Annotated in this window: 15 protein-coding genes; 9 read left to right on the plus strand and 6 right to left on the minus strand. The window is 32.3% G+C overall.

Going from position 1 to position 16,222, the window contains the following annotated elements:
• Positions 1 to 364: 364 nt before the first annotated feature.
• The 5 genes from KA867_RS00555 to queC all read right to left on the minus strand — a co-directional run bounded on the left by KA867_RS00555 (position 365) and on the right by queC (position 3,326).
• Positions 365 to 619 carry a GlsB/YeaQ/YmgE family stress response membrane protein gene (locus KA867_RS00555; RefSeq protein WP_210136714.1) on the minus strand — a complete coding sequence of 85 codons (255 nt, stop codon included), beginning with the start codon at positions 617 to 619 and terminating at the stop codon, positions 365 to 367.
• A 63-nt stretch (positions 620 to 682) separates the two neighbouring features.
• Positions 683 to 1,276 (minus strand): hypothetical protein, encoded by a 594-nt coding sequence (locus tag KA867_RS00560; RefSeq protein WP_210136715.1) that lies wholly within the window; start codon positions 1,274 to 1,276, stop codon positions 683 to 685.
• Positions 1,277 to 1,518: 242 nt separating this feature from the next.
• Positions 1,519 to 2,235: a 7-carboxy-7-deazaguanine synthase QueE gene (queE, locus tag KA867_RS00565; protein WP_019468259.1), complete on the minus strand. Its 717-nt coding sequence runs from the start codon at positions 2,233 to 2,235 to the stop codon at positions 1,519 to 1,521.
• Entirely contained in the window at positions 2,228 to 2,653 is a 426-nt protein-coding gene (queD, locus tag KA867_RS00570) for a 6-carboxytetrahydropterin synthase QueD (RefSeq protein ID WP_210136716.1), read from the minus strand. The genes queE and queD overlap by 8 nt, the downstream gene beginning before the upstream one ends.
• A 1-nt stretch (position 2,654) precedes the next feature.
• Positions 2,655 to 3,326 carry a 7-cyano-7-deazaguanine synthase QueC gene (gene queC / locus KA867_RS00575; RefSeq protein ID WP_107384454.1) on the minus strand — a complete coding sequence of 224 codons (672 nt, stop codon included), beginning with the start codon at positions 3,324 to 3,326 and terminating at the stop codon, positions 2,655 to 2,657.
• A 250-nt stretch (positions 3,327 to 3,576) separates the two neighbouring features.
• Here queC and KA867_RS00580 point away from each other — a divergent pair, with 250 nt between their 5' ends.
• The 7 genes from KA867_RS00580 to ltaS all read left to right on the plus strand — a co-directional run bounded on the left by KA867_RS00580 (position 3,577) and on the right by ltaS (position 10,941).
• Positions 3,577 to 4,170: an anthranilate synthase component II gene (locus tag KA867_RS00580; protein ID WP_210136717.1), complete on the plus strand. Its 594-nt coding sequence runs from the start codon at positions 3,577 to 3,579 to the stop codon at positions 4,168 to 4,170.
• On the plus strand, positions 4,154 to 5,293 hold the full coding sequence (locus tag KA867_RS00585; protein ID WP_210136718.1) for a chorismate-binding protein: 1,140 nt from the start codon (positions 4,154 to 4,156) through the stop codon (positions 5,291 to 5,293). Before KA867_RS00580 ends, KA867_RS00585 begins: the two co-directional genes overlap by 17 nt.
• The gene (locus KA867_RS00590) at positions 5,293 to 5,901 is read left to right on the plus strand and encodes an aminotransferase class IV (protein ID WP_210136719.1); all 609 of its coding nucleotides are present in this window, start codon (positions 5,293 to 5,295) and stop codon (positions 5,899 to 5,901) included. Before KA867_RS00585 ends, KA867_RS00590 begins: the two co-directional genes overlap by 1 nt.
• 198 nt (positions 5,902 to 6,099) lie before the next feature.
• Positions 6,100 to 6,303 (plus strand): hypothetical protein, encoded by a 204-nt coding sequence (locus KA867_RS00595; protein WP_210136720.1) that lies wholly within the window; start codon positions 6,100 to 6,102, stop codon positions 6,301 to 6,303.
• Between the two features lie 22 nt (positions 6,304 to 6,325).
• On the plus strand, positions 6,326 to 7,033 hold the full coding sequence (gene pxpB, locus KA867_RS00600; RefSeq protein WP_210136721.1) for a 5-oxoprolinase subunit PxpB: 708 nt from the start codon (positions 6,326 to 6,328) through the stop codon (positions 7,031 to 7,033).
• Positions 7,021 to 8,025, plus strand: a complete 1,005-nt coding sequence (locus KA867_RS00605) for a 5-oxoprolinase subunit C family protein (RefSeq protein WP_210136722.1) — start codon at positions 7,021 to 7,023, stop codon at positions 8,023 to 8,025. The genes pxpB and KA867_RS00605 overlap by 13 nt, the downstream gene beginning before the upstream one ends.
• 975 nt (positions 8,026 to 9,000) lie before the next feature.
• Positions 9,001 to 10,941, plus strand: coding sequence for a polyglycerol-phosphate lipoteichoic acid synthase LtaS (gene ltaS, locus KA867_RS00610; RefSeq protein WP_210136723.1), 1,941 nt, complete (start codon positions 9,001 to 9,003; stop codon positions 10,939 to 10,941).
• A gap of 529 nt (positions 10,942 to 11,470) precedes the next feature.
• On the opposite strand, the gene KA867_RS00615 is transcribed toward ltaS, so the two are convergent.
• Positions 11,471 to 12,289 (minus strand): ZIP family metal transporter, encoded by an 819-nt coding sequence (locus tag KA867_RS00615; protein WP_210136724.1) that lies wholly within the window; start codon positions 12,287 to 12,289, stop codon positions 11,471 to 11,473.
• A gap of 112 nt (positions 12,290 to 12,401) precedes the next feature.
• Between KA867_RS00615 and KA867_RS00620 the strand changes: the two genes are divergently transcribed.
• Both KA867_RS00620 and recQ read left to right on the plus strand, forming a co-directional pair.
• The gene (locus tag KA867_RS00620; protein ID WP_210136725.1) at positions 12,402 to 14,282 is read left to right on the plus strand and encodes an ABC-F family ATP-binding cassette domain-containing protein; all 1,881 of its coding nucleotides are present in this window, start codon (positions 12,402 to 12,404) and stop codon (positions 14,280 to 14,282) included.
• Between the two features lie 13 nt (positions 14,283 to 14,295).
• On the plus strand, positions 14,296 to 16,074 hold the full coding sequence (gene recQ / locus KA867_RS00625; protein WP_210136726.1) for a DNA helicase RecQ: 1,779 nt from the start codon (positions 14,296 to 14,298) through the stop codon (positions 16,072 to 16,074).
• Positions 16,075 to 16,222: the final 148 nt, after the last annotated feature.

The raw sequence follows: 16,222 nt of genomic DNA on the forward strand, positions 1-16,222 counted from the left end.
ATACTTTTAAAAACAAAAATGCTATAGTCAAAAAAATGTTGATACAGAAGTAATATTTAGTTTTATAAAGATTGTCTTAGATTTTAGGTTATTGTTGAGCCCAGACACACAAAGTTAAAACAACAACTAAGGTTGATACAAATGACATCTTACAAAAAATAGATCATAAACTCACAAGATGATAACACATCAAAAAACAAAAAACGTCAATTTCTATAGTATGTTAATAGAAATTGACGCATATTTTTGGTTGAGATTTTAGTATTCCTGAGTGCTTTCACTATATAGTCATCTTCTGTCGATATAGAAACTATGACATTAAGTTTCAGGAATTTTTTTAAAAACTAAAAAATTAACAAACCATTTATTTTTTACGTAATTTACCCAATATAAATGATAAAAGGGCAACAAGAACAATTGTTCCAATTAGTGCAGGGAAGATAGCGATACCGCCTAAGTGCCAACCCCAATCACCTAATATCCATGAGCCTAGTGCAGAACCTACGATACCGGCAATAATATTACCTAAAATACCTCCAGGGATATCTTTACCGACGATACCACCAGCAATCCAGCCAATCAAACCGCCGACAATTAACATAACAATAAATCCAAACATAAGTATACCTCCTTTTTAAATATCATTATCAATTATTACATACCACAAAATATAATTTGCTAATCATTTTTTTGAAAAAAATATATTCTGCCATAATAAAAAAAGTAAGAATAATAAATGTACAATAATAAAGGCATACCAATAAGGTGTTAATAATGGCATGATTGTAAAAGATAATACAATTATAATTTGCCCAATCACTACTGGTTTACGAATACGATTCAAGATTTTAATTTGTTCTTTTTCATGTGTTTGGAATGTACTATAGAACAATAAAGTTGCACCTATGAGAAAAATAGCTGGAGCTAAATACGGAATGGACATGTAGTAAGAATCTTTACTTGTATCGTATGAAAGGATTAAAGATGTACTCATGATAATCGTTAAAATAAAACCAATAAATTTTTGATCAGTTATTACATATGTTTTTGTTTTTTTATTGAGATACAATTGCAATAATGTCCAAATAATCAATTGAGTGCAAGTGTAAAATGTTATGTAATCGTATTTACCAACAAAGACTAAATTGATAATACTGTTAATAGTTATTGATAAAAGTATAGAGCTAAACTTAAGTTGTTTGAAATTCTGACGATATAAATCAATACCGAGTATGATTACTACCGTAGCTATATTGATGATTATATTTATTAGCATGTTGCTCTCCTAACCTAGATACTTCACTGCAACATTATATCAATTAAGTTAGATTTAATCATTTAATAACAGTTGATGTTTTAAAAAATTATAAGTCAATATCCGACATATTGTAAAAATGTTATTATTTTTAATAATTATATTTACAGTGACAATCATTGCTATATTTAATGTAAAAAAGAAAAACCGGTTTATTGTATAGACAAAGAGCATTATACAACGAACCGGTTGATTTACTCAATTTAAACACCTTTTTTATTACTCCAAAGTAAAGTGTGTAATTGAGGTAATACATATACATTATTCATATCGCTACTATCCATAACACGATTAACAAGGGCTTCATATAATGAAAGTAACTTTTCTGTATGAGATTCGACATATTCTCCATCTAGATATGGATTCCCAACTTGTAAATAAAATGGCACATTAGGATATCTATGATGAATCATTTTTGCGAATTCAAAGTCATCGTCATCAAAAATAACTACTTTGAGATTGAGTGTTTCTGGCTTACATTTAGCAATGACGTCATCTAATATAGGTAAATTTGGTTTCATCATTGAGCTGGGTGGTTTTGGACTAATTGTTAAATCATCAATTTGTGTCATCCATGGCTGGAATTTACTTCCTTGGGTTTCTAGAGCGCTTTGTATTCCTTTTTCTTCGAATAAATCGACTAATCCTTGAATGCCTTTTATTAAAGCTGGATTACCTCCTGAAATTGTTACGTGGTTAAATGATTCACCCGCAATGTCATATAATTTCTCATAAATCTCTGTTGCATCCATCATGCGTATATCTTCTTTAGCACTGCCATCCCATGTAAAACTGGAGTCACACCAACTACAACGATAATCACATCCGGCTGTACGTACAAACATGGTTTTACGGCCGATTACACGGCCTTCACCTTGTATCGTTGGGCCAAAAATTTCAAGCACAGGTATTTTACTCATGATTTAGCTCCTTTGGACGATATATGACATAACTTGTTGGTGTTTCTCTAACATAAACCTGTAAGCATTGTGGTTTGTTTGGTCTTTGATCTAATGAGGATTGGACCATCTCATATATCGTTTGTGCAACAATTTCAGTCGATGGACTTTTACCTTCAAATTGAGGTAACTCATTCAATAATTGGTGGTCGAATTGTCCGTGAACGAGCTGCTTCAATTCACTAAAATTCACTAAAAATCCATTATGGTCTACGGTATCTCCACCGATTGTTAAGTTGACAAAATAAGTATGTCCATGCGTACGCATGCATTTTCCAGCGTCTTCACTTGGGATATAATGTGCAGCTGAAAAATTAAAATCCTTATTAAGTTCAAATTGGTAATTGTGGTTCACACTCGGATAATTTTGTTGGAACATATTAATTCGCTCCTTTTTCTTTTAAATAAGCATTAAGACCACGTGCGCGTAATTTACAGGCAGGGCATTCGCCACAACCTTCACCAATAATACCGTTATAACAAGTTAACGTTCGATTTCTAACATAGTCTAATACACCGAGTTCATCACTCAATGCCCATGTTTGTTTCTTATCAAGCCACATTAACGGTGTATGAATAACGAAATCTTTATCCATAGAGAGCGAAAGTGTAACGTTCATTGACTTTATAAAGTTATCCCGACAATCAGGGTAACCAGAAAAGTCTGTTTCACATACGCCTGTGATAATATGTTTTGTGTTTGTTTGATAAGCTAGGGCGCCAGCAAATGATAAGAACAGCAAGTTGCGTGCAGGTACAAAAGTGTTTGGCATGCCGTCTTCATCTTCATCTATATCGATGTCATGTTGTGTGAGTGCATTAGGAGTGAGTTGAGATAATAGTGACATATCAAGTACATGGTGTTCGACTGCTTGTTCCTTGGCGATTTGTTTTGCAACTTGAATTTCTGTATCGTGCCTTTGTCCATATTCAAAAGTTACTAAGACTACTTCATCAAAATGTTTTTTTGCCCAAAATAAACAGGTTGTACTGTCTTGGCCCCCGCTAAATACGACGATGGCTTTATTATTGTTTAATGGCTGTTGTGTCATTATAGTTTACACTCCTTAAAATATCGTGCTAGCTTTGCCATATAAAACTTATGACGCCATAAAAAAACGCCTATCTCTATAAAAAGATAGACGTCGTTCAAGTGTCTAGTTTTTTATAGAGGGTGTCAGCTAGAAACCTCTGTTATATTTATACCGTGACTAGAATAATACATTTAAGCTGTAAAATCAAGTTGAGATTTGGGATAATGACTATATTAGAACAATATATAATTATAATTGAGGTGATTCAATGCTACTTGTAATCGATAATAAAGACTCATTTACCTATAATATCGTGGACTATCTCAAACAATGTTATACAGAGGCAATCACAGTGGTTGATGTGGACGTAATTAATATAGAAAAGCTGATCAATATGAAACCGTCAGCAATTGTAATATCGCCAGGTCCGGGAACGCCGTCAGATTATCCGATTTTAAATGAAGTCATAAGACAATTTATGAATCATATACCTATTTTGGGTGTATGTTTAGGATTTCAACAAATTATTAGTTATTTTGGTGGGCACATCGTAAAGAACAATAAGCCTATCCATGGACATACAACTTTAATTACACATACAGGCAAAGGTATTTTTAAAAATTTACCAGAATCATTTAATGTAATGCGTTATCATTCATTAATGGCTGATATACATACATTTCCTGGAGAGTTAACCGTAACAGCAACCAATGACAGAGGGGTTATTATGGCTTGTGAACATCGAGCATTTGCTGTTTATGGTGTCCAATACCATCCAGAATCATTTTTGAGTGAATACGGTATCGACCAAATTAAATTATTTATTGAAAGTGTGGAGGCACATCATGCAAGTAAAATTTAATTATCAATATTACATAAATGAAACAGAAACCGAAACTTATCAATACCTATTTAAACAATGTGTATGTAAAAAAATAGCATATCAAAAGCAGGACATTGGAGCAGTCATTCAATTTGCTGAATTACATCAAAGTAAAGGGGAATATGTAGCTTTATATTTACCGTATGAAGCGGCAAGTTATTTTAATGATCAGTTAGCAACAGTAACTCCCGATGGTGCATTTGTTTATGCTGCTGCATATGTATTTGAAGCAGTACATGATGGCATAAATGAACAAAATGTTACATATCAACGTAAATATAACTTTGAATTTCAATATGCACATGCACAAATGATTGAACATATAAAACAAGTACAAAAAGCGATTGTTGAAGGCAATACATATCAAGTTAATTATACAACGAGATTGAGTGATGATATACAAGGTCCGATTTCTGAACTTTACCATGTACTACAGGGTGGGAATCATGGCCATTATTCTGCACTGATTGATACTGAAGAAGTTCAAATTGCATCATTATCACCAGAGCTATTTTTTCAATATGGACCCTTTAAAAATCAATCGAATATTGTATTAAGTAAACCCATGAAAGGGACAATAGCTAGGGGAGAAACAGAATTAGAAGATAAGGAACATTTTGAAAAATTAAGAAACTCTACCAAGGATAGAGCGGAAAATGTAATGATTGTTGATTTGTTGCGTAATGATATAAGTAGAGTAGCCAATACTGGAACAGTTAAAGTATATCAACCGTTTCATATTGAAAAATATCAAACAGTTTATCAAATGACATCCATGGTAACTGGACAATTACCAAATCATATACGTTTATTGCGTGTTCTAGAAGCCATTTTTCCTTGTGGTTCAATTACTGGTGCACCGAAACTGAACACAATGAAATATATTAAACAATTAGAGCAAACACCAAGAAATGGTTATTGTGGAACGATAGGCTTATTGCTACCTGATGGGAAATCTATTTTTAATGTACCTATTCGTACAATTCAATATATTAATGGAAAAGCTATTTATGGCGTTGGCGCAGGTATTACCATTGATTCTGATCCAGAATCTGAGGTGCAAGAATTCATTGATAAGACAAAAATATTGGAGAGATTATAATGCAGTTATTTGAAACATTACGATTAGATTCTGGCAAATTTTCAAGGTTGACATATCATTATGACAGAATAAAACATTCGGCAAAGCAATTCCAAATGACTTTCGAAGATGAGCAATGGAACAAAACGATTTCGGAAATTAAAGGCTTATATTTTACAGGAACTTATAGAGTGAAAATTATATTACACCCTAATGGTGTTTTTAAATATGAAGTTGCTGAATTACCTCAAAAAGATAGCTTTACGGCAAAAATTGTACCATTAACCCCAATTCAAGATAAACGAGTGCTTACGAATAAAACAACAAATAGGGATCATTTAGCACATAATCATGAAACTGATCTCATCTTACTCTATGACAAATCAGGAAAAATATTAGAATTTGATATTGGAAATATTATGATCAAAGAAGGAAACTATTATTATACACCAATATATAATGAAGACTTTTTAAAGGGATGTAAGAGACAAGAATTAATAGAAGAAGGTAAATTAATTGAAAAAGATTATAGTTTGACAGATTTTAAGCACAAGTTAAGGGGAAATCAAATTCAAGTTTTTCTGATAAATAGTTTGAGAGAGGTTGCCGATGTTGTAATAAATCTATAGAATATAGAAAGTATAAGAAAAATATTAATTTTAATTCTAATAATTGTGATAAAACGTTGTTGCGAGCGTGTTTGATACCAATAGTTGGAAATTTCAAATATGCCACACATAGATATAGTTTAACTGTATGAGTTGAATTAAGATAAACAAAGTTATATGAGTCTTAAAAAATCTAATGTCAGCAAGCGAGGCAAAATAATGATATTGATTTGGATCTTATTAATTATCACGCTAATCGGCCTTACAAAATGGTATGTAACCTATTTAATGAATCAACAAAAATATTCTGCTACTAAGTTAATCATCACTATTTCATGTGCTATTCAGTTGATATTTATCTATGGTTTAGTTAAAGAATTAATACGCTACTTAACACAAATATTAAATGTATTTTATCAATAGACACAATAGATGAGGTGAATTTATGAAGATATACAGTCAAGGCGACCAAGCAATTGTGGTTTCTATAGAAAAAGAAGTCTCCAAAGATTTAACTGACGATCTACTCGCGTTAAAAACATATCTTGTTAACAAAAATTATCCTTTTATTACAGAAATTGTGCCAACAGAGTCAGATATGATGATTTGTTATGACGCTAGAGATATGATTAAACATCACAACATAAAATCACCATTTTTATATATGAAAGCATTGTTGCAATCTGTTCAATTAGAAATAAAACATGTGGAAGAGACATCTAAACCAATTCAAATACCTGTAGTATATGGTGGGGAATTTGGTCCAGATTTAGAGTCTTTGCTAAAATATTATAAAATGGATTTCGACAAATTTGTAAAATTACATACAAATTCGAACTTTTTCGTATCAATGATGGGCTATTCTCCAGGATTTCCATATTTAACAGGGATGGATAAGCGTTTATTTGTAAATCACACAGGTGGTAAAAAAGCATTTATTCCTGCGGGATCAGTGATTATTGAAGGTAAAAAAACAGGTATTACTACAATTGATACTTATGGTGATTGGCTAGTGATAGGCTACACACCAGTTGAATTATTTAATCCGCATCAAACAGATTTTACGACTTTAAAATTAGGTGATAATGTGCAATTTCAAGCTATGACAGCAGAAGCATTGGATTTAGGAGGATTTAAACCATGTCAATCATAATAGAAAATGAAGGATTGTTCTCAAGTTTTCAAGATTTTGGTCGTATCGGTTTTGAACACAATGGTGTAATCCCAAGTGGTGCTTTAGATCCATTATCACATGAAATTGCTAATCGTTTAGTAGCCAATGATAAACACGAAGCAACATTAGAAATGACCAATAGAATGGCTAGTATCCGCTTCACAGAACCTACTTTAATCGCATTAAGTGGTGGCAGTTTTAAAGCTAAAACTTCTAATTTAAAGGTTTTACCGAATAAACTTTATTTAATGGAAAAAGGTGATGTGCTTGAATTTACAGAAACGTCACGTACCTCAAGAGTATACTTAGCCGTTGGTGGAGGATTCGAGTTAGACGAATGGCTGGGTTCTACATCTACTGATTTCATGTCTAAACTAGGTGGTTTTCATGGTCGCAAATTAGAAAAAGGCGATGAAATCAATATGAAACGTGATTATACAGAACGTCACCACAAACTTTTTGAGAATCTTGAACATACACATCAAACAGATTGGGGTATAGATGGCTATGCACTTTCTTTTAATTATATGTCAGATGTATTTCATGTCATTAAAAATAAAGGAACAGAGGATTTTAATCAAGATGCTTTAAATCGTTTTATTTATGGGGAATATAAAGTGACAAGTAAAGCGAACAGGGTGGGCATGTATGTTGAAGGTCAACCTGTTAAAGCATTTTATGAAGATATGCCTGCACATCAATCTGTACAAATAGGAACGATTCAAGTTAAGAGGGATGGTACACCTATTATATTGTTAAATGATCATTATACATTAGGCAGTTACCCGCAAATAGGGACAATCGCCAGTTATCACTTAACGAAGTTAGGCCAAAAACATCCCGGTACTAAGTTGAAGTTTCAATTCATAGATGTTGAAACTGCAGAAAAGAATTTAATAAAATATACCAATTGGTTAAATCAACTGTTTCATGGTATTGAGTATAGAATGCAATTAGAAATGCTAAAATAGTATACACAATCAAAAAATAAAATGTATGTGTGTATAGTAACACGTTGTGAAAGTGTGCATTTAAAATTAATAATCTCCTATTCATAAAATAATTATTATATCAATATGTCTTTTGGTTAATGAATTTTAGAATGTATCCAGACCTTAGGTGATAAATTACCTGAGGTTTTTTACATTAGATGATTTTCTCAATATGCATAGATCTCAGATAAATGTTTGACTCAAGTGTAGTTTTGAAATTTTATTTGTGATATATATTCAGGAATTATTCGATATACATTCAGTTATAGTGATTCATTCTTAAATATTTGAACTCATTTATCTAGTATAATAAACGGTAATCGTATTGAATATGATAAGATTAAGTAATTACATAAGTTGTTCTGTATAAATTAACCTTTATTTAAATAGGTCCAAGGCCTGATTAATTTATTAAGTAGAGCAAGTATAATTATAAAGGAAATTTAAATTTTAATCTCATTTTAATCACGTATTCACAATAGGTTAATGATACCTTCATAAAACGCTTAAATCAGCGTTTTTAATTTAAAAAAGTGTGTTTTTACTTGATATTAGACAAGAATTGCTTTATATTTATTAATTGAACTATAATCGTTTTATTACAAAGATGTTACAGAGTGAACGCAGTGTAAAAACGATGTAAAACATAATAAAACGCATTAACATAATTTACATTACAACAAATATAATTTTTCAAAAAGAATCAATAAATTTCATTAAAAATAAAAATTGCTACTTTATAAAAATAAATTAGTGACAGAAGACAAAAAGATGTGTTTTAGAAGAAAGATACAGGATGTCACCCTATTTTTCTTATTTAAATTTTAACTTTCGCAAATAACGATAAAGGCATTGTTAGATAATGTAAGTTACGCATTAACAATGATTACAAAGCATTTTAATTGGGCTAGGTATTAGCACCAACTTTTATTAATTTATATCGGGGGAACAGACATGAGTCTACACAAAAAGAAACTAACTCTTTTTGCGTTTTTTATTTTAACTGTATTAACAGTTACTGCTAAAACGTATTTTTCATACTATGTTGACTTTTCTTTAGGTGTTAAAGGGTTAGTTCAAAATTTAATCTTATTAATGAATCCATATAGTTTAATTGCATTAGTATTGAGTATTTTCTTATTCTTCAAAGGTAAGAAAGCATTTTGGTTTATCTTTATAGGCGGTTTTATTTTAACCTTCTTATTATACGCAAATGTTGTATATTTCAGATTCTTCTCTGACTTCTTGACTTTTAGTACGTTAAATCAAGTAGGTAATGTTGAATCAATGGGTGGTGCTGTATCAGCTTCATTTAAATGGTATGACTTTGTTTACTTTATCGATACAATCATTTATTTATTTGTATTGATATTTAGACAAAAATGGTTAGACAAGCGTGTGTTTAGCAAAAAATTTGTTCCAGTGATTATGGCAGCATCCGTTGCACTATTTTTCTTAAACCTAGCTTTTGCTGAATCCGATCGTCCGGAATTATTAACACGTACATTTGACCATAAATATTTAGTTAAATACTTAGGTCCATATAACTTCACAGTTTATGATGGTGTAAAAACGATTCAAAATAATCAACAAAAAGCATTAGCAAATGAAGATGATTTAACGAAAGTTTTAAATTATACGAAACAAAAACAAACGCAACCGAACCCAGAATACTTCGGAGCGGCTAAGAAAAAAAATGTGATTAAAATACACTTAGAAAGTTTCCAAACTTTCTTGATCAACAAAAAAGTAAATGGCGAGGAAGTTACACCATTCTTAAATAAACTTTCTTCTGGTAATGAAGATTTTAGATATTATCCAAACTTCTTCCACCAGACAGGACAAGGTAAAACTTCAGACTCAGAATTCACTATGGATAACAGTTTATACGGTTTACCACAAGGTTCGGCATTCTCGCTTAAAGGTGATAATACGTTCCAATCATTACCAGCGATTTTGCATCAACAACAAGGTTACACATCTAGCGTGATGCACGGTGATTATAAAACTTTCTGGAACCGTGACCAAGTTTATAAACACTTCGGCGTAGATAAATTCTATGATGCAACGTACTATGATATGTCAGAGGAAAATCAAGAGAATTTAGGTCTGAAAGATAAAGAGTTCTTTGATGAATCAGCAGATTATTTGGCGAAGGAAAAAGAACCTTTCTATAACCACTTAATCACGCTAACAAACCATTATCCGTTTACATTATCTCCTGAAGATGCATCAATTGATAAACCAAATACTGGTGATTCAACAGTTGACGGTTATGTTCAGACAGCGAGATATTTAGACGAATCGTTAGAACAATTTGTAAATGAATTGAAGAAAAAAGGTATCTATGATGATTCCGTTATTATGATTTATGGTGACCATTATGGTATTTCTGAAAATCATAACAAAGCGATGGAAAAATTATTAGGTGAAGACATTACACCAGCTAAATTTACAGATTTAAACCGAACAGGCTTCTGGCTGAAAATACCTGGTAAAGAAGGTACTGTTGATAAAACTTATGCTGGACAAGCAGATGTAATGCCAACATTACTACATTTAATGGGTATTGACACTAAAAATTATCTCATGATGGGTACAGACTTATTGTCAAAAGATCATAATGATACAGTACCGTTTAGAAATGGTGACTTTGTAACGAAAGATTACAAATATGTAAATGGTAGAATATATAATAATAAAAATAATGAGCCAGTTACAGAAAAACCAAGCGATTTTGATAAACGCAAACAACAAGCTGAAAAAGACTTGCAAATGAGTGATGATGTCCTAAACGGCGATTTATTGAGATTCTATGATAACCCTGACTTTGATAAAGTGAAACCATCAAATTATAAATATGAAACTGGACCGCAAGGACATGAGAAAAAATAATAATTATTTAAGCCCTAATTCATTTTAGATAATGGATTAGGGCTTTTTATATATGTAAGCGTATTGAATGGTGTTTTATAATGCACATGATAATTGTATTAAAATATTTAATATGAGTGAACTTTAAGATGGGGAGGATAGCGGATTAGTAAATATCAAGAGCAAACATGCACGTTGAAAAAGTAAAAAAAGAGAATGCTAAAAAGGATTAGAACATAAATCCTCATTCTCAAAATTAGATTGTCTGAGACATATAGTTTTTGGACAAATGGGACGTATTTTGGCGAGATGCTTGAGGGAATAGGACAAACTGAAGGCTACTGGCTGAAGCTGTCCCCTATGATAGCGAACCAACAATATGAAGTATTGAATAAAAAGAAACACTCAGATGAATTGAATTGAATCATCTGAGTGCTATTTTTCTGGGACTTATGTCCCAAACTCTTTGTTTTGAGGTTGAGATGATCGTCCCAGACTCATCACTTTTTATTTGAAGAATGGATCCAAGTTATTTCTTTTTCTTTACCTTTTATCCAAGTGCAACGTCTAAAATCATCATAATAGTAAAGCCTAGCATTAAACTTAAAGTTGCTAAATCAGTGTTATTACTAGCTTGAGAATCTGGTATAAGCTCTTCTACAACTACAAATATCATTGCTCCAGCGGCAAAAGCGAGAGCATAGGGTAACATAGGCGTAATGAAAAGTACTGCAGCAGCGCCTATTGTAGCGAAAATGGGCTCAACAATTGCAGATGCTTGTCCATAGTTAAATGCTTTCCATCGTGAAGCGCCAGCTGCTCTGATAGGCATTGAAAGTGCAGCACCTTCGGGGATGTTTTGAATCCCGATACCAATTGCTAAACCAAGTGCGCCTAAAAAAGTTGCTTGTCCATTACCAGCTACTACGCCACCAAATGCTACACCAATAGACAGACCTTCTGGTATGTTATGCAATGTAATAGCTAATACAAGTAATGTATTTTTATTGAGTTTTTTCGTTCCTACACCTTCTTGGTATTGGTTAGTGTCTTGGGTGTTTGGGTGAATGTGTGGAATAATTAAATCTAACGCGCGTATAAAAAAACCGCCCAATAAAAACCCTATTGCTGCCGGTAACCATGCAAAAGATGATCCAGAACCGTAATCGATTGATGGTTGTAATAGAGACCAGAAACTTGCAGCAATCATAATGCCTGCAGCAAATCCTTGCATCGAATTCAGTATTTTATCATTTACTCTTTTGAATATAAAGACTGCTGCAGCACCTAATGCAGTCAATAACCATGTGATGATACCTGCGATTAGTGCTTGGATAAAAGGAGGTAAGTCTTGGAAAAAATCTGACATAAGCTACGCTCCCTTGTATCATTTGAGTTCAAAAAGGTGTATAATATATAGAACTGAAATTAAGTTTAACAGAATTAATTATAATTTTCGATATTAAAAAGGATGTTGGACGATGGAAGCCTACAAAATTGAACATTTACATAAATCTTACGCTGATAAAATCATTTTCGATGATTTACATCTGTCTATTTCTGGTGGAGAAAAAATAGGTCTTGTAGGTATTAATGGTACAGGCAAAAGTACTTTGTTAAAAGTAATTGCTGGTTTGGATGAAGACTTCGAGGCAGAGGTCTCACATCCCAATGCATATCGCATACGTTATTCGTCTCAAAAACAAGAGTTTGAAGGAGATTTAACTGTTTTTGAAGCGGTATTAACGTCAGAGACAAAGACACTTCAGGTGATTCGCTCATATGAAGCTGCTGTAACAAAATATAGTGAGACGCAGAACGAGATAGATTTTCAACAAATGATGCAAGCACAAGAAGCCATGGATACATATCAAGCTTGGGATTATAGTGCTGAAATTAAGACTATTTTATCAAAGCTAGGCATCAATGATACGACTAAAAAAGTGAGAGAACTTTCAGGTGGGCAACAAAAACGTGTTGGTCTTGCTAAAACACTTATAGAGCAACCGGATTTATTACTTCTGGATGAACCTACGAACCATCTAGATTTTGAGTCAATCAACTGGTTAATTAATTATGTTAAACAGTATCCGCATACAGTGCTATTTGTAACACATGATCGTTATTTTTTAAATGAAGTATCATCTCGTATTATTGAATTAGATCGAGGTAAATTAACTACTTACCCAGGTAATTATGAAGATTACATTGCACAACGTGCTGAAAATGAAGTTGTTGAGCAAAAACAACAAGCGAAACAGCGCGCATTATATAAACAAGAATTAGCTTGGATGCGCGCAGGAGTAAAAGCGCGTTCTACAAAACAACAAGCACGAAAAAATAGATTTAAAGATTTAGAACACGATGTGAAAAATCAACAACAACAAGATAAAGCATCTTTAAATCTTGCGTATTCACGTTTAGGTAAACAAGTTTTTGAACTTGATAACGTGTCAAAACGTATAGGCGATAAAATATTATTTGAACATGTCACTGAAATTATTCAAAATGGACAACAAATTGGTATCGTTGGACCAAATGGTGCTGGTAAAACAACATTGTTGAATATTTTGAATGGTGATGATCAAGCGTTCGAAGGGGAATTGAAAGTTGGTCAAACCGTTAAAGTTGCTTATTTCAGACAGACTGAAGCGCGTTTAGACCGGGACATCAGAATGATTGATTATTTGCGTGAAGAAAGTGAAGTAGCGAAAGAAAAAGATGGAACTGCTGTGTCAGTTACACAATTATTAGAACGCTTTTTATTCCCAAGTGCAACGCATGGTAAAAAAGTTTATAAATTATCAGGTGGAGAGCAAAAAAGATTGTACTTATTAAAATTATTAGTGCATCAACCTAATGTTTTATTATTAGATGAACCGACTAATGATTTAGATACAGAAACGTTAACTATTTTAGAAGATTATATCGATACGTTTGGTGGCACAGTTATCACGGTGAGTCATGATCGCTACTTTTTAAATAAAGTTGCTCAAGAATTTTGGTATATTCATGATGGAAAAATAGAACGTATCATAGGAAATTTTGATGACTATGAAGCCTATAAAAAAGAGATAGATAAATTACAAACGCAAGAAAAACAACAAGCTAAAGTGAAACCAACGTATGAAAAGAAAAAGAAAAAAGGTTTATCATATAAAGAAAAACAAGAATATGAAACAATAATTGCGCGTATTGAAACAACCGAGCACAGATTAGAAGAAATCGAACAAGAAATGGTTGAAGCAAGTTCTGATTATGCTAAAGTAAAAGAATTAAATGAAGAACAACAAAATCTTAATATGTTGTATGAAGAAGATATAGCAAGATGGAGCGAACTTGAAGAATTAAAAGAACAATGAGGGATTATATAACATGGAAGCAACATTATCACATTATTTTGGCTATGACACATTCCGTCCAGGTCAAAAAGAAATAATAACTAAAGTAATGGATCATCGTAATGTGCTTGGCGTTTTACCAACTGGTGGGGGAAAATCAATTTGTTATCAAGTGCCAGGATTAATGTTGGGTGGTACGACAATCGTAATCAGCCCATTAATTTCACTTATGAAAGATCAAGTTGATCAATTAAAGGCCATGGGGATTCGCGCAGCATATTTAAATAGTAGTTTGACTCAAAAGCAACAAAGAGATATTCAAGCACAACTAAAAAGTGGAGAAATCCAATTTTTATATGTTGCACCGGAACGTTTTGATAATGCTAATTTTATGCGCTTATTACAGCAGTTAGATATACACTTAGTTGCCTTTGATGAAGCCCACTGTATTTCAAAATGGGGACATGATTTTAGACCAAGTTATCAGGAGGTCATTCATAAGGTTTTTGCCTTGCCACAAGATTTTTCAATTGTAGCATTAACAGCAACGGCAACGATTGAAGTGCAAAAAGATATTATGGATCGCTTAAATATCGACAAGCATGACGAAATTAAAACAAGTACGAAACGACGTAATTTAATATTTCAAGTTAATCCAACGTATCAACGTCAAAAGTTCGTACTAGAATATGTTAAAGATCATCAAAAAGAAGCAGGCATTATTTATTGCTCGACACGTAAACAAGTAGAAGAACTACATGAAGCACTTGAAAATAATAAAATTAGTAGCACAATATATCACGCTGGTTTATCCAATAAAGAGCGTGAAGCAGCACAAAATGATTTTGTATATGATCGCGTGCGTGTCGTTGTAGCAACGAACGCATTCGGTATGGGTATTGATAAATCTAATGTACGATTTGTGATTCACTTTAATATGCCTGGTGATTTAGAGTCTTATTATCAAGAAGCGGGACGTGCTGGTCGTGATGGATTGAAGAGTGATTGCATTCTTTTATTCAGCGATAGAGACATTGGGTTACACCAATATTTCATTTCATCTTCAAAAGCAGACGATGATTACAAAGAAAAAATGGGTGAAAAATTGAATAAAATGCTGCTATATACGAAGACTAAAAAGTGTCTAGAAGCAACACTTGTACATTATTTTGAACCTAATGAAAAACTAGAAGAATGTGAACAATGTAGTAATTGTGTTAGAGAAAATAAAACATATGACATGACGAATGAAGCGAAAATGATAGTGAGTTGTATTGCACGTATGAAACAGCAAGAAAGTTATAGTGTCATTATTCAAGTTTTAAGAGGCGAAGACTCTGATTATATTCGTTATTGTGATTATAATCAATTGACAACGCATGGTATTATGAAAAACTATACGACTTCTGAACTCAGTCATCTGATTGATGAATTGCGATTCAAAGGATTTTTGAATGAACACGATGAAATATTAACCTGTGATGTTTCTGTAAAGGAACTGCTTAATAATCAAATTTCGATATATACAACACCATTTAAGCGCAAATCAAAAGAAAAGGTTAACATCAACACTGTAGAAGGTGTAGACCGTGCTTTATTCGATGAATTAGTTGCTGTACGTAAACAATTAAGTGAAAAATTAACGATTCCACCTGTAAGCATTTTCTCGGATTTTACTTTGGAAGAATTTGCTAAGAAAAAACCAGAATCAAAACAAGATATGATATTAATTGATGGTGTTGGAAGTTATAAATTAAAACACTACTGTCCAGTATTTTTAGAAACAATACAATCTTATAAAGCTCAAATTTAGTTGAGCAAATAATTGTTTTTAGAATATATAATCCCATATACTTAATTTTAACGGTATTAGTATTTTACATTGAAATGATTGCAAAAAATACGAAGTTAATTTGACAACTTTTAATATACTATACAGGCACAAATGTAATAGTAATATT

It is taken from the genome of Staphylococcus sp. GDH8C109P (assembly GCF_017893405.1).
Classification (GTDB): Bacteria; Bacillota; Bacilli; order Staphylococcales; family Staphylococcaceae; genus Staphylococcus; species Staphylococcus cohnii.